Annotated in this window: 15 protein-coding genes; 8 read left to right on the top strand and 7 right to left on the bottom strand. The window is 67.0% G+C overall.

What is annotated here, in order from left to right:
• Positions 1-7 precede the first annotated feature (7 nt).
• Positions 8-760, top strand: coding sequence for an acetolactate decarboxylase (gene budA / locus FPH17_RS08310; RefSeq protein WP_095537149.1), 753 nt, complete (start codon positions 8-10; stop codon positions 758-760).
• Complete coding sequence (locus FPH17_RS08305; protein WP_154879774.1) at positions 753-962, top strand: PLDc N-terminal domain-containing protein; 210 nt, start codon at positions 753-755, stop codon at positions 960-962. The genes budA and FPH17_RS08305 overlap by 8 nt, the downstream gene beginning before the upstream one ends.
• On the opposite strand, the gene FPH17_RS08300 is transcribed toward FPH17_RS08305, so the two are convergent.
• The 3 genes from FPH17_RS08300 to acpS are packed head-to-tail and all read right to left on the bottom strand — an operon-like array spanning position 959 to position 2,546.
• Positions 959-1,423 (bottom strand): hypothetical protein, encoded by a 465-nt coding sequence (locus tag FPH17_RS08300; protein ID WP_154879771.1) that lies wholly within the window; start codon positions 1,421-1,423, stop codon positions 959-961. The two genes, FPH17_RS08305 and FPH17_RS08300, sit on opposite strands and share 4 nt — an antisense overlap.
• Positions 1,424-1,432: 9 nt before the next feature.
• Complete coding sequence (locus FPH17_RS08295) at positions 1,433-2,155, bottom strand: biotin--[acetyl-CoA-carboxylase] ligase (protein WP_154879769.1); 723 nt, start codon at positions 2,153-2,155, stop codon at positions 1,433-1,435.
• 10 nt (positions 2,156-2,165) lie between these two features.
• Positions 2,166-2,546, bottom strand: coding sequence for a holo-ACP synthase AcpS (gene acpS / locus FPH17_RS08290; protein WP_154879767.1), 381 nt, complete (start codon positions 2,544-2,546; stop codon positions 2,166-2,168).
• A gap of 154 nt (positions 2,547-2,700) precedes the next feature.
• On the opposite strand from acpS, the gene FPH17_RS08285 reads away from it, so the two are divergent.
• A complete protein-coding gene (locus FPH17_RS08285; protein ID WP_154879764.1) occupies positions 2,701-4,314 on the top strand; it encodes an acyl-CoA carboxylase subunit beta in 1,614 nt (537 codons plus the stop codon).
• Positions 4,315-4,342: 28 nt separating this feature from the next.
• Positions 4,343-13,405 carry a type I polyketide synthase gene (locus tag FPH17_RS08280; protein ID WP_154879762.1) on the top strand — a complete coding sequence of 3,021 codons (9,063 nt, stop codon included), beginning with the start codon at positions 4,343-4,345 and terminating at the stop codon, positions 13,403-13,405.
• A 365-nt stretch (positions 13,406-13,770) separates the two neighbouring features.
• Here the strand turns inward: FPH17_RS08280 and FPH17_RS12235 are convergent, their stop codons facing one another.
• Both FPH17_RS12235 and FPH17_RS12105 read right to left on the bottom strand, forming a co-directional pair.
• Positions 13,771-13,971, bottom strand: coding sequence for a hypothetical protein (locus FPH17_RS12235; RefSeq protein ID WP_414437247.1), 201 nt, complete (start codon positions 13,969-13,971; stop codon positions 13,771-13,773).
• A gap of 190 nt (positions 13,972-14,161) precedes the next feature.
• The gene (locus FPH17_RS12105) at positions 14,162-14,530 is read right to left on the bottom strand and encodes a hypothetical protein (protein ID WP_238397054.1); all 369 of its coding nucleotides are present in this window, start codon (positions 14,528-14,530) and stop codon (positions 14,162-14,164) included.
• A gap of 326 nt (positions 14,531-14,856) precedes the next feature.
• On the opposite strand from FPH17_RS12105, the gene FPH17_RS08270 reads away from it, so the two are divergent.
• Entirely contained in the window at positions 14,857-15,078 is a 222-nt protein-coding gene (locus tag FPH17_RS08270; RefSeq protein WP_154879760.1) for a hypothetical protein, read from the top strand.
• Here FPH17_RS08270 and FPH17_RS08265 read toward each other — a convergent pair.
• The gene (locus FPH17_RS08265; RefSeq protein ID WP_238397188.1) at positions 15,025-15,210 is read right to left on the bottom strand and encodes an HNH endonuclease; all 186 of its coding nucleotides are present in this window, start codon (positions 15,208-15,210) and stop codon (positions 15,025-15,027) included. The two genes, FPH17_RS08270 and FPH17_RS08265, sit on opposite strands and share 54 nt — an antisense overlap.
• A gap of 666 nt (positions 15,211-15,876) precedes the next feature.
• Between FPH17_RS08265 and FPH17_RS08260 the strand changes: the two genes are divergently transcribed.
• Positions 15,877-16,242 carry a DoxX family protein gene (locus tag FPH17_RS08260; protein WP_154879758.1) on the top strand — a complete coding sequence of 122 codons (366 nt, stop codon included), beginning with the start codon at positions 15,877-15,879 and terminating at the stop codon, positions 16,240-16,242.
• 17 nt (positions 16,243-16,259) lie between these two features.
• On the opposite strand, the gene FPH17_RS08255 is transcribed toward FPH17_RS08260, so the two are convergent.
• Positions 16,260-16,925 (bottom strand): Fic family protein, encoded by a 666-nt coding sequence (locus tag FPH17_RS08255; RefSeq protein WP_154879756.1) that lies wholly within the window; start codon positions 16,923-16,925, stop codon positions 16,260-16,262.
• Between the two features lie 90 nt (positions 16,926-17,015).
• On the opposite strand from FPH17_RS08255, the gene FPH17_RS08250 reads away from it, so the two are divergent.
• Positions 17,016-19,859: a PD-(D/E)XK nuclease family protein gene (locus FPH17_RS08250; protein ID WP_154879754.1), complete on the top strand. Its 2,844-nt coding sequence runs from the start codon at positions 17,016-17,018 to the stop codon at positions 19,857-19,859.
• Between the two features lie 19 nt (positions 19,860-19,878).
• Positions 19,879-22,545, top strand: coding sequence for a UvrD-helicase domain-containing protein (locus FPH17_RS08245; RefSeq protein ID WP_154879752.1), 2,667 nt, complete (start codon positions 19,879-19,881; stop codon positions 22,543-22,545).
• Positions 22,546-22,560 lie beyond the last annotated feature (15 nt).

The following is a 22,560-nucleotide window of genomic DNA, read 5'->3' as shown; positions in this document are numbered from 1 at the left end:
TGGTGCTATGGCTTCGAATTATCAGGCGCTTTCCCGCCACACCATCTTCCAGAACTCGCTTATGACCGCACTCCTCGACGGCATTTACGACGGCGAGCTGACCATCAGCGACATCCTGTCCAAAGGCAACTTCGGCCTCGGCACCTTCGATGCGCTCGACGGCGAGATGATTATCCTCGACGGGGTCTGCTACCAGCTCACCAGCGACGGCAAGGCGCGCATCGCCGACCTCGACCAGCGCACCCCGTTTACGGTGGTGACGAACTTCGTGCCGCGCATCACCGTCGACGCGCCACAGGGCATGCGCCGCGGCGAACTGTCCGCGTTCGTCGACTCGCTCGAGCCCAGCCGCAACTTCTTCTACGCCGTGCGCATCACCGGCACCTTCGACAAGGTGGTCACCCGCACCGTGAGCAAGCAGGAAAAGCCCTACCGCCCCATGACCGAAGCAATTAACGACGACGCCGAGCACCACTTCGAAAACGTCACCGGCATCATCGGCGGCTTCCGCACCCCCGCCTACGCCAAGGGCATCAGCGTGCCGGGCTGCCACGTCCACTTCATCGACGACGAGCGCACCTCCGGCGGACACGTCCTCGACTACACCGTGCGCGAGGCCCGCATCGAGCTGTGCCCCGGCACCGACATGGACCTCCACCTACCGGTCACCGCCGAGTTCCAGCAGAGCGACCTCACGCCGGAGGACCTGGACAGCCAGCTGCACGACACGGAGATCAAGGGCGCGCAGATTAATGGGTAGCGCTTCTTCACCGCTGGTGCCGGAACCGATCGACTACGCGTTGTGGGGGCTGACAGCGCTGGCGTTTGTGCTGGCAGTCGCGGCGCTCGTGTGCATTGCGCGCGACGAGCACACGACGAAATCGGGCGTGGTGTCGCTTCTCGTTGTGCTGCTGGTCCCGCTGTTGGGACCAATCATGTATTTCGTGTACCGGAAGCGTTAGCGCAGCTGGCCCGCGAGCGCTTTCTGCAGCGCCTTGTCGACGGCGCGCGCCTTGCCCACCTGCTCGAAGAGAAGCGGGCGGTCGTAGCCGTAGACCGCTACCGAAATCCCGCCCTTGACGCGGCGGGCGGAGTGGACCTGTTCCAGGGGGATGGAGTCGACCGCGCCGCGGCGCCCGCGCGCGAGGATACGGCGGTCCGTGAGGATGAAGCGGCGCCGACGGGAACTCACCAGCGGCGCAACAAAACGCCACAGCGCCAACAACGCCCACGCGAGGACGACCAGGTTGCGCAGCGCCGGGTCAACGTTGGGTGTTACGTCCATCCAACCGATCGCGATCCAGGCCACGCCTGTAATCACGATGAGTTCCATCAGGGGGAAGGTGAGGGAGGAAAGGGGGGCGCAGACGTCGACAAGCACCTGCTCGTCTTTGCTCGTCTGAAACCGCACCTTTCTTGACATGCGACCAGGCTACTGTTTCGGGCGCAGGTGATGCACATCGCCGACGGAGTACGCGGTGCCGTCGATGATGACCTCGCCATTGTCATTGACGCCGTCGACGCGGCCGTGCACATCGCGGTCGTGCAACTCCATGCGCACCGTCTGGCCGATCGTGGAGCAGACCTTACGATAATCGGCGAGCAGCTGCGGGTCGCGGTCCTGCCACTGGCCGAGGCGGTGGCCCATGGCGCGGAGGATCTCGATGGTGAAGTCGTCGAAATCCACGTCGATGCCCTCGAGGTTGAGCGCGGTCGCGGTGTCGACGGGCAACTGCTCTTCACGGAAGTTGACGTTGATACCGATGCCCACAACCACGTTCGGCAGCGCCAAGTTGGACAGGATGCCCGCGATCTTCTTGCCACCGATCTGCACGTCGTTCGGCCACTTCAGGCGCGCCTGCGGCACGACGTCGGTCACCGCCACGCCCGGGGCGATGGAAAGCAGTCCGAAGTGGTTGGGGTCTTGGCCTGCGTCGATGACCATACTCATGGCCAGCTGCGCGCCCTTCGGCGTGACCCACGTGCGATTCAGGCGCCCCTTGGACGCGGTCTGCTCATCGGCGATGAGCACCATCCCGGCCTCGCCGTCTTTCACCATGTCGGCGTTGGTGGAGCCGGTGGTCTCGACGTAGCGCACCTTCGGCCAATAGTCGGCGACGGCGTCTTGGATGCGGGCGAGGTCCTTTACAGTCATGCCACCGAGTTTAAGCGGTGACTACCAAGCACGTGGCAGTGGCGTAGTCGCCGTCGTGGCTCAGTGAAAGCGACGCGACCTTCGGGGCACCGGCGGCAGCAAGCTGTGGGGAGGGCGCGAGGGTGGGGCGCGAGTGGGCGTCGAGAAGCACTTCGAGCTGGCGAAAGTCGAAGGCCTCGAGCGCGGGTGGCTGGCCGAAGCGGCTGGAACCCCACGCTTTGATGTAGGCCTCTTTGGCGGCCCAGCGGGCGGCGAGTGAGGCGTCGCGGTCGGGTTTGGTGGCGCAGTCGCGCAGTTCGCGGTCGGTAAATGCGCGGGCGAAGGTGGTCCCGGGTGTGGCGAGCTGCGCGCGGAACGTGGGGATGTGGACGAGGTCGGTGCCGATGTGCATGTGCGGACTCCTTCCGGCGACGATCGTGACGAAACTCACAGTGAGGCGTTCTCCCACCGTAAGCCCGAAAGTTTGCCTCACAAAACTTACCAAAGCGTAGACTCCACTCATTTTGTCTAGCTAATTATCCACACAAACGCATATGCTTCTTCGCATGACAGTTTCAGCGAAGATCCCACCCTCCACGCGCACCAGCCCGCAGACTACGGCTGAGAAACTCGACGACCTGCGCGCACGCCGCGCCGAGGCCCATGCCCCCATGGGCGCACAAGCGCACGCGAAAGTGCGCGACGCCGGCCGGCTCACCGCTCGCGAGCGGCTCGACTACATCCTGGACGAGGGATCGTTCGTGGAAACCGACATGCTTGCCCGCCACCGCACCCACGACTTCGGGATGCACGCCAAGCGCCCGGTCACTGACGGCATCGTCACCGGTTGGGGCACCATCGACGGCCGCGAGGTCTGCATCTTCTCCCAGGACGGCACCGTCTTCGGTGGCGCGCTCGGCGAGGTCTACGGCGAAAAGATGATCAAGATCCAGAAGCTGGCCGTCACCACCGGCCGCCCGCTCATCGGTCTGTACGAGGGCGCAGGCGCGCGCATCCAGGACGGTGCCGTCTCGCTCGACTGGATCGCGCAGACCTTCTATCAGAACGTGCAGGCCAGCGGCGTTGTCCCACAAATCTCGGTCATCCTTGGCGCCTGCGCCGGTGGCAACGCGTACTCACCCGCGCTCACCGATTTCGTGGTGATGGTGGATAAGTCCTCCAAGATGTTTGTCACCGGCCCGGACGTGATCAAAACCGTGACCGGTGAGGAGATCAGCCAGGAGGAGCTCGGCGGGGCGTGGACGCACATGGCCACCGCTGGAAACTGCCACTACGTCGCCGAGACGGACCAGGAGGCGCTGGACTGGGTCGTCGACCTGGTGGGCTACCTGCCCGCCAATAGCCGACAGCGGGTGGCACGCGTGGCCGGGGACGAAGACGCGCCGCCATGCGACACACTCGACGGGCTCATACCCGACTCCCCCAACACCCCCTACGACGTGCGCGAGGTGATCGCCGAGCTTGCCGACGACGGCGAATACCTCGAGCTTATGGAGCAGCGCGCCGAAAACGTGGTCACCGCGTTCGCGCACATCGACGGCGAGGTGGTCGGCGTTGTGGCGAACCAGCCGCAGGTCTACGCCGGCTGCCTGGACATCGATTCCTCCGAGAAGGCCGCCCGCTTCGTGCGCACCTGCGACGCCTTCAACATCCCCATCGTCATGCTGGTGGACGTGCCTGGGTTTTTGCCCGGCGCGGGCCAGGAGTACGGCGGCATCCTGCGCCGCGGCGCGAAGCTGCTCTACGCCTACGGCGAGGCGACCGTGCCAAAGATCACCGTCACCATGCGCAAGGCCTACGGCGGCGCGTACTGCGTCATGGGCTCGAAGGGCCTGGGCGCGGACGTGAACCTCGCCTGGCCCACCGCGCAGATCGCGGTGATGGGCGCGGCCGGTGCCGTCGGGTTTATCAACCGCAAGGAGATCAAGGCCGCGCGCGAATCCGGGATGGAAGAGCAGGAGCTCGCCGAGCTGATCGCCAGCTTCGAGCGCGAGTACGAGGACACCATCTTGAACCCCTACAACGCCGCCGAGCGCGGGCTCATCGACGCGGTGATCCTGCCCTCGGAGACCCGCGACGCGATCGCCGCCAACCTGCGCCTCTATCGCGACAAGATTGTCGCCCGCCCCGCCCGCAAGCACGGCAACATGCCGCTGTAACCCGCCGCCCAGCACGCAAGGAGAATTCATGACTCTCAATCCGATTGTCGCGCTTAATTCCGCCCACCCCGCACTCGTTTTCCAGGGCCAGGGCAGCGACTGGCAGCGCACCCTTGCCGATGCCGCCTCGCCCACCGCGCGCGTGACGCTGCGCTCGCTTCTCGACGCCGCGCTTACCCTCATCGGCCCCGTCGCCCGCCCCCTCGCCTCTGCCGTGCCGGGTGCGGTCGACCGACTCGGCGCACTCCTAAACGCCGACGACAACGTCGCGACACTGCCCGTGGACGCGCACCCGGCGGTCTCGGTACCCGGCATCGTGCTCGCCCAGCTCGCTGCGGTCCAGCACCTGCGCGACCTCGGCTTGGAGGTAGACAACGACAACGTCCACCTCGCCGGGCACTCCCAGGGCGCGCTCGGCGTGGCCGCGGTCAAGCACCCGGAGCACGCGCTCGCCTTCGCACTCATCCTTGGCGCTGCCGCCTCGACCGCCTACGGCGCGCGCGACACGGCCCCGCGGATGCTCAGCGTGCGCGGCATCCCGGTGCCCCTGCTCACCGACCTGCTCGCCGAGCACGGCGCGGAATCACTCCTGTCCGTGGTCAACGGCCCGCGCCACGCGGTGCTCGCCGGCGAACCCGCCGAGCTGGCACGGGCCCGCGAGGCCATCGAGCGCCACGCCGAAGCCTTCAACGCCAAGCTGGAAGCAGCCGAGTTCGGCGGCTCCGAGCTCACCCCCATCTTCGATGAGCTGCCAGTGGCCTACCCCTTCCACCACGTAAGCGACGCCAACACCCGCGCCGTCGACCTGGCCGCCGAGTGGGCCGAACAGTGCGGCCTGGACTTAGGCGATCACTCCCCGCGCGCGCTCGCGCAGGCCATCCTGGTCGACCGCCACGACTGGCCCGCCTCCGTACGCGGCCTGCTCGAAGGCGGGGCGACGCACGTCGTCTCGCTCGACTCGGCGCTCAGCGGCATTACTTCGAAGCTCGTCGCAGGCTCTGGTGTACCCGTCATCACCGCCGATTCCGCGCGTGCCCGAGACGCACTTGCCACCCCGGGCACCGAGATCCCCGAGGCGGTCTCCTACGAGAAATTCGCCCCGCGCCTGGTGCGCCTGCCGGACGGCAAGGTCTACACCCAGACCCGTTTCTCCCAGGTCACCGGCCTATCCCCCATCATCTTGGGTGGCATGACACCCACCTCGGCCGACGGCGAGATCGTCGCCGCGGCCGCCAACGCCGGCTACTGGACCGAGCTGGCCGGCGGCGGCATGTACTCCGAAGAGGTGTTCAACGAGCACCGCGACACGCTCGCCGAGCACCTCGCGCCGGGTCGTAGTGCCCAGTTCAACACCATGTTCTTCGACCGCTTCTTGTGGAACATGCACTTCGGCCAGACCCGCATGGTGCCCAAGGCGCGCGCCGCCGGCGCACCCTTTAACGGCGTGTGCATCTCTGCGGGCATTCCGGAGGTTGACGAGGCCACCGAGATCATCGATGGCCTGCGCAGCGACGGCTTCCCCTACATCGCGTTCAAGCCGGGCACGCCCACCCAGGTCCGCGACGCGGTCGCCATCGCCGCTGCCAACCCCGACGTCCCGGTGATCCTCATGGTGGAAGACGGCCATGCCGGCGGCCACCACTCCTGGGTGGATCTGGACGACATGCTGGTGGCAACCTACGCGCAGGTCCGCGAGCACGACAACGCAATCCTCACCGTCGGCGGCGGCGTGTACTCGCCCGAGCGCGCCGCGGAGCTGCTCACCGGTGCCTGGTCGCAGCGCTTCGACATGCCGCATATGCCGGTCGACGCGGTTTTCCTCGGCACCGTGGCGATGGCTACCAAGGAAGCAAAAGCTACCGATTCGGTCAAGGACCTGCTGGTCAACACGAAGGGTTTGAGCCCCGAGGACAACCACGGTTGGGTATCCAGGGGGACGGGGCGCAACGGCGTGGCGTCGTCGCAAAGCCACTTGCTCGCCGACATCCACGACCTGGACAACTCCTTTGCCAAGGCTGCCCGTCTGATCACCAACATGCCGGCCGAGGAGTACCAGGAGCGCCGCGAGGAGATCATCGCCGCGCTGGCCAAGACCTCCAAGCCGTTCTTCGGCGACATCGAGGAGATGACCTATGCCGAGTGGGTTGAGCGCTTCATCGAGCTGGCCCACCCCTTCATCGACACCTCGTGGGACGCCCGCTTTGTCTCCACGCTGCGCCGCATCGAGGCGCGCCTTGCGCCGCAGGATAGCGGCGAAATTGAAAGCCAGTTCGCCGACGGCCCGCAGGATCCGCACGAGGCATCTGCCCGCCTCATCGAGGCCTACCCGCAGGCCCGCGAGATTCATGTCTCCCCGCGCGATGCCGCATGGTGGATCTCCCTGCACTACGCGTATCCCAAGCCCATGCCGTGGGTCCCGGCGATCGACGGTGACCTGAAGATGTGGTTTGGCAAGGACACGCTCTGGCAGGCGCAGGATCCGCGCTATGACGCCGACGAGGTCCGCATTATCCCCGGCCCGGTCGCGGTAGCTGGCATTACCCGCAAGAACGAGCCGGTCGCAGAGCTGCTCGGCCGCTTCGAGGCCGCCACGACGCAGGCGCTTCTCGACGCCGACGTCACCCCCACCGACCGCTTCGCCCGCCTCGCCGACGCCACCAGCGTCGAGGACTACCTGCGCGCGGCCCCAACCCTGTTCTGGCACGGGCACCTGATGGACAACCCGGCCTACACCATGGACGACGCCAGCTTCGAGATCATCCACGATTTCTCCGGCGACGACACCTGCGACAGCGGGCTGGCCATACGCATCCACACCGACTCCTACTGGGACGATCTGCCGGAGAACCAGCGTCCCTTCTACGTGCGCGACGTGACCATCCCGATCAACCTGCCCGAGGGCGTGCACACCGGCGCCTCCCCCGTGGTCGACGACGCGCGCCTGCCCAAGGCCGTCTTCGACCTGCTCGCGGGCCTGGCCGGCGTGGGCTCGGTCTCCGAGGCCGGCGATGAGATCACCGAGCTGCCGTCGATCATCGCGGGCTCCGCAAACGAGGCGCACCCCTTCGGTCTTGCGCGCACCAGCTTCCACCTGCCCGCTTCCCTACTCCAGGCGCACACCGCGGTCACCGGCGCCGCTTTAGGCACCAATGTCCCCGACGGCACGCCCGACGCGCTGGTCGGCCCGTGCTGGCCGGCGATCTACACCGCGCTCGGCTCCGCCACCCTGCCCGACGGCTTCCCGGTTATCGAGGGCCTGCTCAACGCCGTCCACCTCGACCACCTTATCGCGCTTGCACCTGGCACGGACCTGCAGGCGCTTGCCGACGGGCGCGAACTCGCCGTTACCTCCTGGTGCAGCGGCATCGAGGAGTCGGTCTCCGGGCGCATCGTCACGGTTGAGCTGCGTATTGAGGACGGTGAGCGCGCCGTCGTGAAGCAGATGCACCGCTTTGCCATCCGCGGCCGGGCGGCGACGACCACCCCGCCGAGTGCCGCACCGGAGTACGGCGGCGTCGAGGCCGTAATCGAGGCGACCCCGCGCTCCTTCGTCGACCGCGCGACCGTCACCGCACCTTCCGACATGACGCCTTTCGCCCTGGTCTCGGGCGACTACAACCCGATCCACTCCTCCTACAACGCCTCAGGGCTCGTCGGCCTGAGCGCACCCCTGGTGCACGGCATGTGGCTGTCTGCCACCGCACAGCACCTCGCGGGGCGCCACGGGCGCGTGACCGGCTGGACCTACTCCATGTACGGCATGGTGCAACTGAACGATGAGGTGGAGCTGACCGTCGAGCGCGTCGGCCGCGCCGGCATCCAGCCCGCGCTTGAGGTGACCTGCCGTATCGGCGGCGAGGTCGTCTCGCGAGGCCAGGCACTGCTCGCGCAGCCGGCCACCGCCTACCTCTACCCGGGCCAGGGCATCCAGTCCGAGGGCATGGGCGCCGGCGACCGCGCGGCCAGCCCCGCCGCCCGCGAGATCTGGCGACGCGCCGATGCGCACACCCGCGAAAACCTGGGCTTTTCTATCCAGCGCATCGTGGACGCCAACCCGACCGAAATCACCGTGCGCGGCGAAGTGTTCAAGCACCCCGACGGCGTGCTGCACCTGACGCAGTTCACGCAGGTAGCGCTCGCCGTGGTCGCGTACGCGCAGACCACCCGCCTGCGGGATGCGGGCGCGCTGGCCACCGGTGCCATGTACGCGGGTCACTCGCTGGGCGAGTACACCGCGCTCGCCTCGCTGGGCAACATCTTCGACCTGGAATCCGTCATTGACGTGGTCTACTCCCGCGGCTCCTCCATGGGCTCGCTGGTCCCGCGCGATGCAGACGGCAACTCCGACTACGGCATAGGAGCGCTGCGCCCCAACATGATCGGGGTGTCCGATGAGGAAGTCGCCGACTACGTCGCACAGGTGGCGGCAGATACCGGCGAATTCCTCGAGATTGTCAACTACAACATCAAGGGCCAGCAGTACTCGGTTGCCGGCACGAAGCGCGGCCTTGCCGCCCTGGCCGAGCGCGCAAACGCTGTGCGCGAGCGCGCCTACGTGCCCGTGCCGGGCATCGACGTGCCCTTCCACTCGCGCGTGCTGCGCTCCGGCGTGGCCGACTTCGCCGCCAAGCTCGACGAGCTTCTGCCCGCGCGTATCGACGTCGACGCCCTCGAGCACCGCTACGTACCCAACCTGGTCGCGCGCCCCTTCGAGCTCACGCAGGACTTCATCGACGCCGTGCGCGCCGAAGTGCCTGCCGACGACCGCGCCTCCCAGGACGCACTCGCTGCGCTCGATCCGGACACGATGGACCGTTCCGACGTCGCCCGCGTCCTGCTGATCCAACTGTTGGCCTGGCAGTTCGCCTCGCCAGTGCGCTGGATTGAGACTCAGGACCTCATCTTCGCCCGCGTCGAGCAGGCCATCGAGGTCGGCCTGGCGTCCGCACCGACTTTGACCAACCTGGCCAAGCGCGAGATGGCAGTGACCGGCCACCACATCCCGGTGGTCAACGCGGAGGCGAACTGGGAGCAGGTCACGCTCAGCGACACCGTCGCAGCGCCTGAGCCGGAGGCAGCGGAGGAAGCAGCAGAAGCGGAGGCGGAAGCACCGGCCGACACCGCGCCTGCCGAGCCCGCACCGGCTGCGCCTGCGGCACCGGCAGCCGCTACTGCCCAACCCGCTTCCGACCTGCCGTTTAGCGCCGCCGACGCGATTGGCGTGCTGTTTGCATTCCAGAACAAGATCCGCCCCGAGCAGATCACGGACGCAGACACCATCGAGGAGCTCACCGGTGGCGTCTCCTCGCGCCGTAACCAGCTGCTCATGGATATGTCCGCGGAGCTCGGTGTGCCCGCCATCGACGGTGCCGCCGAAGCCGACGTGGTCACCCTGCGCGAGCGCGTGAACACCGCAGCACCCAGCTACGCCCCCTTCGGCTCCGTGCTCACCGAGGCGATCGGCGCGCGCCTGCGACAGGTCCTCGGCGCCGCGAGCCTGGCGCCTTCCCACGTCGCCGACTACGTGACCGGCACCTGGGCGCTGCCCGCGAGCTGGGTCCCGCACGTCGAGGCCGCCGTCCTGCTGGGCACCCGCGAGGAAGATTCGGTCCGCGGCGGCACCCTTGCCACCTTGCCGCAGGCCAGCTCGAAGGCGGAGGTCGCCACGCTTCTCGACGCCGCCGTCGAACTCGTCGCCGCCAACCACAACCAGGAAGTCGCCAAGGCCTCTGCCGCGGCGTCCTCCGGTGGCGGGGTCGTCGACTCCGCCGCGCTGGACGCCTATCGCGAGGAGGTTGCCGACACGCTGGTGGCCACCGCGCGAACCCTGCTGGACAAGCTCGGCGTGGACACGGCCCCCGCGGACACCTCCGCCGACGCCGAGGCAGCCGCCGAGGCCCGCACCGTGCTCGACACCATTGAGGCCGAGCTCGGCACGAACTGGGTCTCGCAGGTCTCCCCCGTCTTCGACGCGCGTCGCGCCATCCTCTTCGACGACCGCTGGGCCCAGGCCCGCGAGGACCTCGCGCGCATCGTCACCGGCGACACCGGCGAAAACACCTCCCGCTTCGCGCCCGAGCGCTTCACCGGCACCGGGCAAACCATCGCCGACCAGGCCCGCTGGTACGCCGCGCACACCGCAGGCGCACCACGCAAAGTCCTGGAGGAAATCGCGGCCAACGCGCTTGCCACCCCACAGCTCGAGTACGCAGACGACGTCGCGCTTGTCACCGGCGCCGCGCCTGGCTCCATCGCCACCGCCCTGGTCGAGCGCCTGCTCGAAGGTGGTGCGACCGTGATCATGACGGCATCTCGGATCACCCAGGCGCGCAAGGAGTTCGCGCGCACGCTCTTCCGCGACCACGGCACGCCCGGCGCGGCCCTCTGGCTGGTGCCGGCGAACCTGTCGTCCTACCGCGACGTCGATACGCTCATCGACTGGATCGGCTCTGCCCAGCGCGAGACCGTGGGCAACGAGGTCAAGCTGGTCAAGCCCGCCCTGGTCCCCACGCTCGCCTTCCCGTTTGCCGCGCCTGGTGTCTCCGGGTCGCTGGCAGAGGTCGGCGGCAACACCGAAACGCAGGCAAGGCTTTTACTCTGGTCGCTGGAGCGCACCATCGCCGGACTTGCACGCCTCGCGCAGGATGCGGACGTGCCCACCCGCGCGCACATCGTGCTGCCGGGCTCGCCGAACCGCGGCACCTTCGGCGGCGACGGCGCGTACGGCGAGGTCAAGGCCGCGCTCGACGCGATCGTGAACAAGTGGCACGCCGAGACCGGTTGGCCCGAGGGGGTTACCCTCGCCCAGGCGCGCATCGGTTGGGTTGCGGGCACGCACCTCATGGGCGGCAACGACGTCCTCATCCCCGCCGCCCGCGAAGCCGGCATCCATGTCTGGGATCCGGAGGAGATCTCCTCAAAACTCATGGGCCTGGCAAGCGCCACCTCGCGCGCGAAGGCGCAGGAGCACCCGCTGAACCTGGATCTCACCGGTGGGCTCGCAGACTCTGGCGTGTCCATCGCGGAGCTCGCTCGCGAGGCGAACATCGAGACTGCCGCGGCGCAGGAGACCAGCACTGCATCCGACGCCCCGCGCATCAAGGCGCTGCCGAACGTGGCCAACCCCGCCCAGCCGGACGGCTCGGCGATCGGCCAGCTCGGCGAGGTCACCTGCCCGCTGGACGACATGATCGTCATCGCGGGTATCGGCGAGGTTTCCTCCTGGGGCTCTGGCCGCACGCGCACGGAGGCCGAGTACGGCATCCAGCGCGACGGCGCGGTCGAGCTCACCGCCGCTGGCGTGCTCGAGCTCGCCTGGATGACGGGCCTTGTCCGCTGGGCGGAAGACCCCACCCCGGGCTGGTACGACGCCGACGGCCAGGAGGTGGCCGAGGAGGATATCGCGGACCGCTTCCGCGACGAGGTCATCGCGCGCGCCGGCGTGCGCCGCCTGAGCGATAAGTACTTCCTCACCGACGGCGGCTCCATCGATCTCACCGAGGTCTTCTTAGACCGCGACGTCACCTTCACCGTGGCGAACGAAGCAGAGGCGCGTGAGTTCGCCGAGGCTGACCCGGATAAGACCCACATCACCTGCACCGACGGCGAGTGGCAGGTCACCCGCCTGGCAGGTGCCACCGCGCAGCTGCCGCGCAAGGCGACGCTGAGCCGCTCTGTGGCCGGCCAGATGCCGGAGGGCTTCGACCCCGCCAGGTGGGGCATCCCCGCCCAGATGGTGGACAACATGGACCGCATCGCGGTGTGGAATCTGGTCACCGCAGTCGACGCGTTCATCTCCGCGGGCTTCACCCCTGTTGAGCTGCTGCGCGCGATCCACCCGGCGGATGTGGCATCCACTCAGGGCACCGGCATCGGCGGCATGGAGTCCCTGCACCAGGTCTTTGTCTCCCGCTTTATCGGCGAGGAGCGCCAGTCCGACATCCTGCAGGAGGCTCTGCCGAACGTGGTGGCCGCGCACGTGATGCAGTCGCTGGTGGGCGGCTACGGCTCCATGATCCACCCGGTCGCCGCCTGCGCCACCGCGGCGGTGTCCGTGGAGGAGGCCGTGGACAAGATCACTCTGGGCAAGGCTGACTTCGTCGTCGCCGGCGGCATCGACGATGTCCAGGTCGAGTCGCTCCAGGGCTTCGGCGACATGAACGCTACCGCCGAGACCGCGAAGATGACCGCGCAGGGCATCGACGACCGCTTCATCTCTCGCGCGAACGACCGCCGTCGCGGCGGCTTCCTAGAGGGCGAGGGCGGCGGCACACTGCTGGTGGTACGCGGCTCGCTCGCCGCGGAGCTGGGGCTGCCGGTACATGCGGTGGTGGCCTACGCCGATTCCTTCGGCGATGGCGCGCACACCTCCATCCCGGCACCGGGCCTGGGCGTGCTCGCCGCAGCCTGCGGTGGCGAGCACTCGCGCCTGACCCGCAGCATCACCTCGCTCGGGCTTTCGCTTGACGACGTCAACGTCATCTCCAAGCACGACACCTCCACCAACGCCAACGACCCGAACGAATCCGAGCTGCACTCCCTGCTCTGGCCCGCGGCCGGCCGCGACCCACACGCGCCGATGTACGTCATCTCTCAGAAGTCGCTCACCGGTCACGCCAAAGCAGGCGCTGCCCTGTTCCAGATCGGCGGACTGCTCGAGGTGCTGCGCACCGGCCGCCTGCCGCAGAACGCGTCGCTGGACTGCGTCGACCCGCTCATTGCGCCGAAGGCCACCAACCTGGTCTGGCTACGTGACACCCTCGACCTTGGCGAGGGCGCGGTGAAGGCAGCGGCGCTGACCTCGCTGGGCTTCGGCCACGTCGGCGCGCTCGTCGTGCTCGCTCACCCGGGCGTGTTCGAGGCAGCGCTCGCCGCCGAAGGCCGCGACGTCGAGGCCTGGCGGGCCCGCGCCACCGAGCGACTGCGCGCCGGTGCCGGCCACCTGGAGGCCGGCATGGTCGGACGCGCCGCCCTGTTCGAGCAGGTGCACAACCGCCGTTTCGCCGACGGCCACACCCACGACAGTGAGATCGCGCTCCTGTTGGACGCGGACGCCCGCTTGGGCGAGGACGGGGTGTACCCGGTCGCGTAGCACCACCGGCGGTGTGTGCCGCCGGTAACACCACCCAGACTTGCAGGGATAGATCCACTGCATGCACGAACGGGGTGGGCCACTTCCCCGGCCCACCCCGTTGGTGTGTGTTGGGTGCGGCGTACCTACACGTTCCAATTCTTCGGCGAGGACTTCGCGTAATCAATACTAATTGCTTTGAAGTGTTTCTTCGCCGCAGCGATCTTGGCGCGTTCAGTCGGACGAGGCAGGTTCGGAGCGGCTGAGACAACGTGTCCGGCACTGACAAATAGAGCAAATCACGCGCACTAACCAAACCGGCTTGGACGAGTTGGGGGTCTGTGTGAGCTCTGGAAGGAAGGTGCATGTCAGGTTGTGAGCTTCGACTAGTGCCCGGCGAACCTACTGGAGTGTCCTGCGCGACAGAGCTGGAAGAAAACCCTGCCACACACATCGGCGCAGGTGGCATGCTGTGCGCTGTCAGTCGCATTCGACCGCCTGGTCAAAAGGCCCCCGATCGATGATGAACTAGCCCCCGAAAACACGCCACCGCCGTGCGGGCCGAGCCCACCGTAGGTGTCGACCATGAGCTTGCGTCCGGTCAGCCCGATGTCAGCGGTGGGCCCACCGGTGACGAACCGACCGGACGAGTTGAGCAGCACGCGCTCAGCCGCGACCTCGGGCAGGTGAGCCTCGATCGCGGGGCGAAGACCGGTGTGCGCACCTCGCGTTCAAGAACGCCTGTGTCTTTGTGCGCATCGTGCTGGATCGAGACAATCACGGTGTCGATGCCGAGGGGGTGCCCAGCTCGTCGTAGACCACGCTGACCTGGGATTTGCCGTCGGGGCCGATCCCACGGATCGTGCCGTCGGTGCGGGCCGCATCGAGTCGGCGGCAGATCTCGTGGGCGAGTACGAGCGTCAGCGGCAGGCGCTGACTGGTCTTGTTCGTGGCGTACCCGTAGACGGTGCCCTGGTCGCCAGCCCCGAGGCTCGCATACACCGACTCATCACCCTCACGCGCCTCGAGAGAGCTGGTGACGCCTGCGCCGGTGTCGGCGGATTGGTGGCGCACCCACACGTAGATGAGGAACCGGTTCGGGTTGTACCCGGCCCGACGCAGTGCTTCCCATGCGCAGGCGCGCAATGGGGCCGGATGGTGGTGGTGCGCCTGCCCGTAGCCATGACCTCAACGGCCACGCGTGCCACCGATTCGAGGGGAGAGGAAGTGGTCTGCGATCAGATCGCACCGCTTGTCGAGATGGCCGATACACACAGACTCAGCACTTCGCACTACAGACACGCGAGGGCTCCTTTCACAAAAGCGAACAACAAGAAAGCCCGCCCGGGTGTTGGGCAGGCAGAAAACGAAAAAGGTGGAGCCGGGGTGTTAGGATGAGGTTTCGGTATAGTGCTAGATACTATTAAGCGTCGCGTTACGCTGTTGTCGCGGCAGGAAACGAAAGAGTATCCATGTCAACGATCTACACCACCAATGAGTGGAAGGGCTACGGCAAGCAGAACTACTACTGGAACGAGTATCGGCTCGAGGGCGACACTGTCCACAAGTACAAGTGCAACCGATTCAAGTTCTTCGACGGTCATGAGAACAGCTGGGAACGCGACGAAAAACTTATCGAGTCATGGGACGTTGACGATCCGAGCATGCCCGAGTGGATTAAGGGCTACCTGTAACGATATGTTCCCCGATCCCCCGTCGAGAGCAGATATTCGTGAGTGGCAGGGCTTGCACAAGGCCATGAGGTTGGTGAAATCGTGGCTTCCTCCGCGTGAGAGTGGGACCACGTGGTGGACTTCCTGGGTCAGGGTGAGCTGTTAGCTTAGTGATGATCTTCGACGACTGCCCCCCTGGCGCGTAATGGTCTCAGTTATCACCGCAGATTACAGGCACAGTTCGACGATGTATAACGTATCGTCGCCGCTACCGCCGTTTGCCGCTGCCGGGCGGCGGTGTGTACTCCACCAGGACCGATTTTCCGCGGGTTGGCGTCACGGGGCGTGCGTTCCATTCATCGCGAACCGTGCGGCGTTCTTCGCGGGACATTGCTGCTCGCCTCGGGATAACTTCGCCTTTGCGACCAGGGACGAACCCTATGCGTATGTTTGCCCCACCCGGGCACTCCCCGCCCTCGCGCCAGTGGCGTCGGAAAAGCCCGGTTGCCTTGTTCACCTGGACCCGCCTCCGACATACCGGACAGGTGCCGCGACCATTCACAATCTCCACGGTGGCTTCGATAGGCGGTGCTGCTGCACCGCGTTGGAGATTCCTCACGGTGCTGCCTCCTTACAGTCTCCCGGGACCGGAACGCCCCGCCGGGGAGCACTACACGCGGGGGTTGAATGCTGCCAACGATAGCCGATACGCACTAGAAGGGGAAGAAGGAACCCACGGCGACAACCACGCCCAGATCCGACCCCCTCCCCTAGCTAGGGCTTTCCCTCGGCGGGCGTGACCGGCGTAGCGTGGCAGACATGAATACGATGCAGAAAGCACTCATCCCTGTCCTCGGCGGCGCGGGCGTGCTCCACTTTGTCAAGCCTGAGTCCTTCGACGGCATCGTCCCCGAGCAGCTGCCGGGCAGCGCGCGGACCTACACCTACGTCTCCGGCGTGGCCGAACTCGCTACCGCAGCCCTGCTTGCCAACGCGAAGACGCGCGCGACCGGCGGCGCCGTCGCCGCAGCGCTCCTGCTCGCCGTGTGGCCGGCCAACTTCAACATGGCGTGGCAGTGGCGCAACAAGCCCTGGTACCTGCAGGCCGGCGCCATCGCACGTCTCCCGCTGCAGATCCCGATGATCCGTGCTGGGTGGGACCTCTATAAGCAGGGCGCGAAATAACACGTGCCAGTTCGCTGCTATTTCCCCTCGGCCGCTTGGTGGGCCAGCATAAATTCGACGACGGCATCGATCGCGTGGCCGTCCTCGTCACCACAGACGTAGGCACGAGCCAGGAGGTCGTGGAATTGCGCCTCTACGGCCCCGCTCCCCTCCCGATCGTGCGGGACCACCAACACGATGCCGTCAGGCAGGAGCGCGTTCGCAGCCAAAATCGCGGTCCGCTTGTTACCGTCCTCGAACGGCTGAGCCCTGGCCAATACGACGAAAAGCCGTGCTGCCTCAGCAGGCGTCGGGCTTGGTCCGGTCACGGTGTCGTCGATAAGCAATTGCAGCGCGTCCATATCCAAAGCCGGGGGCATATGGTCGCCGTGGACCGTGCGCACACCAATGCGCTGCTCCTCGCGGCGCAGCTCACCCGGATGTAAGGCCGCCGAGCGCGTCATTGCGGCATTAATCTCACAGACATGCGTCGCTGCGATTGTCTCGCGGCCACGTTTTATCCGCAACGTCACTCGCGCAGCAGCCTGCAAATCTTGTAACAGCTGCAGGTCGGCACGCGAGGTAATCCCGTCGGTTGTGCCGTTTTCCAAAAAAGCCGCGGTCGCGAGCCGCCCTGACCGCAAATTTTCAAATACCTTGCCAGCAGAGTAAATGACTGCGACAAGCTTGTCCGTACGCAACATGCCTCATAGGATAGCGCCCCGCAGCCACTTTCGACCACACGTTCGATACATCCCCTGCCGATGTTCGGCTGCCCAATTACTGTGGGCCCCATGACAGCTACGCCCCACCCGCCCTCGTCCCCCTACGCCACCGCGCTGCTCGCGGCCGTCGATACTGCGCAAGCCGGCGATCCCCTCGCCCCGGTCACGGTGCTGTGCCCCACGCCCGCCTTCGACGATGTGGTCGCCGCCATTGCCACCGGCGGCCCGCGCCTCGGGGTGGACGTGGTCACGCTCGACATGCTGCTGCAGCGCGCCGCGCGTGATCAGGAGTCCCGCACGCTGCTGCAGCGCGCCGATGTCGCTGCCTTCGTCGCCCGCACCCTCGCCGACGGCGCCGAGCCGACCCCCTTCCATGAGACCAAGCTGCATACTTCCGCGGCCACGCATGCAGCGCTTATCGACGCCCTGTATACCCTCCTCAACTCCCCCGCCGAATGGCGTGCGGACCACGGCGGCGCGCAGCTGCCCAGCATCGTGGCCGAGATCGCCCAGCGCGCCGCCGAAGAGTTCCGCGACACTCGCTTCACCTTCCCGGATGCGGTCCGCGCCGCCGCCGAAGGCCACCGCGGGGCGCTCATCACCGTCGGCGCACTGGCCCACGACGCGCGCACCGAATGGGCGCTGGCCCAGTTCCAGCAGGCCACGCCCGTCGATCTGCCAGACCTGCGTGAGCACACCGAACGCGTCTCGCTGATCGCCGAGCCGGACGAGGCCACCTACGTCACCGGCCGCATCCTCGACGCCGTCGCCGCCGGCACCCCGCTGCACGCAATCGCCGTGGCCTACTGCGATGACGCAGAGCTTCCTTTCCTCACCCACGCCCTCGACGAGGCGGGCATCCCCTACCACGCACCCGCGCGCGGCGTGTGGGCTCAGCACAACGTGTTCCGTGCCCTCACCGCCCTGCTCACGCTGCGCCCTGCCGAGATGCACCGCCACCAGCTCGTGGAGCTGCTCTCCACCGGCAAGGTGAAGGACAGCCCCGGCCTGCGCGCCTTCGACGCCGGCTCACGCGACCGCCTCGGCACAGCGCTCACCGGTAGCGACTGGGACGCGGTCATAGACACCGCCGCGCGCCAGGCCGAAGATGGCACCCCAGCGCGCGAGCGCGTACCCGAACGCAGCGTGACCGCCGCCCGCTGGGTCGTGGACCTACGCGCCACGCTCGCACCGCTGACCGAGGCGGAGAGCTGGGAAGGCTTCGCCTCCGCGTTCCGGAAGATCGCGTTGGATGTCCTGAGCATCGGGAAGCCGCAACAAGCGATCTACCTGGACCCGCTGGTAGACCAGCTCGCCGCCCAGCAGGGCGCGCCCCAACGTGAGCGCGCTCTCGAGATCGCTCGCGAACTCGCCGCCCGCCCGGCGCGCGCCACCAACACCGGTGTGCTCTCGGTCGGACCGCTTGAGAGCCTGGACGGGCGAAACCTCCAGCTCGCGTTCATCACCGGCACCACCGACGCTGCCCTGCCCGGCTCGCTCACCCCCAGCGCGACGATGACGCAGGCGCAGCAGCACACCACTCCGGAGCAGTTCCTGGCGCGGAGGGAGCGGACGCTTGCGGGGGCGCTGCGGGCGTCGAGAAGCATTGTGCTCACACGCGCCCGATCTGGGATTGCCGGCGGCGGGCTGACCGAGCCCTCCACCTGGCTTGACCAGGACGAAACCCGCGTGGGTGCCCTCTACCCGGGGCTAGTAAGCGGCGAACGCACGCCCACGAGCCAGGCCGAGATTGCGCTCGCGAACGCGCTGGCCGGCGCACCCAGCGAGCGGGCGGCGCGCTACGCGGAGATCATGCGTGCGCGGCATGCGGGCGTCGCCGGCGAATTTACCGGCTACACCGGCACCGACTTTGGCCTGCACACGCTGCAGAAACCGATTTCCAGCTCCGCGCTGGAGAGCTTTACCAAGTCGCCGCTGGAGTACTTTATCCAGCGCGTGACCGGCAACTGGGTGCTTGAGGACGACGCGGAGGATATGCACGTCGCCTCCGCCGACACCGGCACGATCCTGCACGCAGTGCTGGAGCGCTGGACCAACGAAATGTGGCTGGACAACGACGCCCGTCCCGAGCACTACGCCGACCTGGATTGGGAGGGCGAGGCCGTCGAGGTGATGGATCACATCCTAGAGCGGGAACTGGCGCGGCATCGCAGTGACAAGGTCAACGCGCTGGTGTGGGACACGTTTGCCGAGCAGGCGCGCAAGGACGTGCACGGCTGGCTCGCCCAGGAGCGCAACGAGGCAGAAGAAGGCTGGACGCCACTTGCCACCGAGTTCGCCTTCGGCAACACCGCGGAAGAGCCCGCCGCGTCGCTTCCGCTTCCCGAGCTCGGCGTGGACCTGCCGGTGAAGGGCTACGCCGACCGCGTTGATTTCAAGGTGGAAAACGGCGCCGTCATCTTGCGCGTGACCGATTACAAGTCCGGCAAGGGCAAGACGACAAGCACGTACGTGGAGCAGAAGACGCCGACCGGGCAGGTCAAAGACGGCGCGCCGCACTACTACTTCCAGCTGGCTCTGTACGGCTACATCGTGCGCGCGCTTGCCGCCACGGGTAATCCGGCCGTGCTTTTCCCCGGCGGGCCCGCAGAGTGGCCCGGCGAGGTCACCGAGGTGCAGGCGCGCTACTGGTTCTTCCGTGACCCGGACGACTCGCACGTGAAAATCACTGTCGACGACGACGCAGTTGCAACGCTGCAGACCAACCTAGGCAATGTCTACCGCCACATCCAGCGCGGTGCGTTCCCGCCACACGCTATCCCGGAGCGCTGGGACAGCGACGAGCGCCTGCGCCTGGGTGTGTCCAACTACAACGCGTTGACAGCGATTATGCCGCCTTTGGACTTCGAGCAGCCCCTGACCACCGAGTACACTGCGCCCGCCGACGCTTAGCCCCGCGAGAGGAAAATCAATGACTCAAACACATTTTGCCGACCGCCTCGTCGAGGACGAAGCCAACCGTGAATTCATCCAAAACCAAGTCGAGCTCTCCTGCTTCGTCGAGGCGGGTGCCGGCTCCGGCAAGACCGTCATGCTCATCCAGCGCCTGCTCACGCTGATTATCGAGCACGGCACCCGCATCGATCAGATCGCCGCCATCACCTTCAACGAAGCCGCAGCCGCGGAGCTCACCGCCCGTCTGCGCCGCGCGCTCATCCAGGTCCGCGACACCGGCGCCTACACGCTCGGCAATGGGCAGCCTCGCGCATTCCACGACCCGGAGCGGGCCAAGCAGCGCGCCCAAGAAGCGCTCGAAGGACTGCCCGGCGCCGCGCTCGGCACGCTTCATTCCTTCTGCCTGCGCGTGCTCAAGCAGTACCCGCTGGAGGCCGGCCTGCCACCGAAGGTCGACGCTGTCGATGACCTCGCCGCTTATTTCTCCTCTGCCCAGCACAGCGAGGCAATTATCGAGACCATTACCGCGCTCTTCGAGGGCAGTGAAGAAGCCACAGCAACTATCGACGCGCTGCCGACGAACATCTCCGCAGCCGAATTCATCACCCAACTGCAGTACCTCCTGGGCGAAGGCGTGACCTTCAAGCACCTGCAAGAGCTGGTCGAGTGGATGGACGCGCACTGGGGCGAGCTCGGCGCCACGATCAAAGCGTCCGCCTTCGAGGCCCCACCCGAAGACGAGCTACGAGCCAGCCTGCGCAAGCAGCTGCGCCTGATCCGCGATCGTGCCTACGCCTCGGGCGTCTCCGACAAACTCCTCACCTTCTTCGATGACCGCCTGGCCGAGCTCGACGCGGCGGACTCCCTCGCCGAGCTCAGCTTGCCTAAACCTGGCAATACCGGCGGCAGCAAGCCGGAAGCTAAGCAGGTCAAGGAGGAGTACAAGGACTTCCTCGAGCGACTCGATGAGCTTGGGTGCTACGCGGGGTACGCGGCGACGTCGACAATCGCTCCCGTGCTCGCGGCCCTCGTGCTCAGAGCCGCCGACGCGCGCCACCGCACCGGCATCCTCGAGTTCCACGACATGATCTACCTGACGCAACAGCTCGTGGTCGACGACGAGGTGCGCGCAAAGCTGCATGAGCAATACCGCGTCATCTTCGTCGATGAATTCCAGGACACCGACCCCGCGCAGCTCGACATCGTCACCGCGATCGCCCGCGGGCCGCACGACACCCCGCAGCCCGGCCGCCTGTTCATGGTCGGCGACCCGAAGCAGTCGATCTACAAGTTCCGCAACGCCGACATCGACACCTACGTCGCCGCACGCACCAGCGCCGCCGCCCGCGATGCCGACCATGGTGTGAAGCAGCTCTCGCGAAACTTCCGGTCCTCGGAAGCGGTCGTCGCCGCTGTCAACGAGCTCTACGGGCAGCTTTTCGACGCCCACGCGAGCTCCAACGACGGCCCCGCCCAAGCCAACTACGTGCCCATGCTCCCCCAGGACGCCGCGGAAGGCCGCGAGGGCGCGTTCATCGTGCTGCAGGACGCAGACGCGGAAGACCTGCCGCCCGCCGAACTGCGCGAACGCGAAGCCGCCGACGTTGTCGCGCTCATTCGTGCGGCGGTTGCCGGTGCGGACCCTCGCTTCGTCCACCACAGCGGTGCGCAAGCCGGAGCGCCCCTGCGCTACTCCGACATCGCCATCGTCGTGCCCACCCACAACGATGCGCTGCGCCTGATGCAGGTCCTCGGCGACGCAGACATCCCCTGGGTTTCCGAGGGCTCCGGCGCGCTTTTTGCCACCCCGGAGCTGAACGACCTGGTCACTGTACTGCGCGCGGTGGCCGACCCCGCTGACGACTTCACCCGCATCGCTGCCCTGCGCACCGCACTTCTCGGCTGCTCGGATGCGGACATCGCTCGGTGGGCGCAGGTACGCCGCGAGCACCTCCATGAAGCCCCGGAGTCGCTCGACGCCGCGATTACGCAGGATGAGGTTGCTGCGAGCGTCGACACTTGCGTCGAGCAGCTTCGCCGACTTTCCGCGGAAGCACAGCGCACCGATGCGGCGACCATGGTGCGCCGCATCGTCGCGGAATTCGGACTCGCGGAGGCCTACGCCGCAAGTGGCCACCCCGACCACCTCCCGCGCGTGGAGACGTTGCTCACGCTCGCTGACCGCTTCTCTGCCACAACCGGGCTCGGCCTCCGCGAATTTGTTCGCTGGTCTGACACCCAAGCTGAAACCAACCAGGGCGTCTCCGAGCCTCTGCTTGATACCGGCACCGACGCAGTTCGCTTCATGACGATCCACAAGTCCAAGGGTCGCGAGTTCCCCATGGTCATCGCCGCTGGCATGTCCGGCCACACCTCGAGCAGTCGCGCGGTACGCACCTTCTCCCGGGCAGATAGCACCGCGCAGTTCAAGCTCAAGGACGCGCCAACCCCCAATTACCTCGTTGCCAAGGCCTTCGACGACGAAGCCGACGCCAACGAGCTGATCCGCCTGCTCTACGTCGCCATGACGCGCGCCAAGTCCGTCCTGGCTATCCCGCTGCAACTCAAGAAAAACAGACCCAAGAAGAAGGGGGGGACCACGCGAGTACACCAAAGCGCAGCGCGGCGCGAAGCTCGCCGAGATCATCGACGACTCCACCCAATACGCCCCCATCGCCCGTGAGGAACTGCCAGGTTT

The organism is Corynebacterium gottingense, from assembly GCF_007559235.1.
GTDB lineage: Bacteria > Actinomycetota > Actinomycetes > Mycobacteriales > Mycobacteriaceae > Corynebacterium > Corynebacterium gottingense.
The sequence above is the reverse complement of the archived record's forward strand: the minus strand, read 5'-3'. Positions and strand labels throughout refer to the sequence as shown.